Here is a 460-nt window from a genome sequence, read left to right as displayed (position 1 = left end):
CCCCGCTCAACCCAGGGCTCACCGGTGCCTGCGGAGGCGCGAATCCCGGTGTGATCACCGCGATGTCGTCCACCACCGCCAGATCGGGCCAGGCGGCCTGCACGGCATCCTCCACCCGGGCGGTGACGTCCTCGGATTCGGCGGTGCCGGTGAGGATGACGTCCCCGCCGTTGATGCTGAACCCGAAGTCCGGCAACGGCGACCCCGCGATCAGCACACCGTCGAGCCCGGTCAGATCGGGCGCGGTGATACCACCGATGACGCTCAGCAGATCGATGACGTTCGACCCCGGCAGCAACGTCCGCACCCGGTCCAGGGCAAAGGTTCTGGTCGGTTCGTCGGGCACCTGACCGCTGACGACGACGTCATCGTTACTGTGCTGCAACGAGAATGGCGCCATCACCACGCCTGCGCGGCCGTTCGCCGGGGTCAAGGTCGGTTCGCCGGGGTCAAGGTCGGT

1 protein-coding gene is annotated in these 460 nt (G+C 68.0%); it reads right to left on the bottom strand.

Features of this window, described 5'->3' with window-relative positions; translation table 11 throughout:
• Positions 1-433: channel-forming protein ArfA/OmpATb (gene arfA, locus H7I41_RS23515; RefSeq protein WP_443735564.1), on the bottom strand; the 433-nt coding region annotated here is incomplete at its 3' end.
• Positions 434-460: the final 27 nt, after the last annotated feature.

Source organism: [Mycobacterium] manitobense (assembly GCF_025821665.1).
Classification (GTDB): Bacteria; Actinomycetota; Actinomycetes; order Mycobacteriales; family Mycobacteriaceae; genus Mycobacterium; species Mycobacterium arseniciresistens.
Note: the sequence above shows the minus strand (reverse complement) of the source record. Positions and strands in the feature narration are given on the sequence as shown.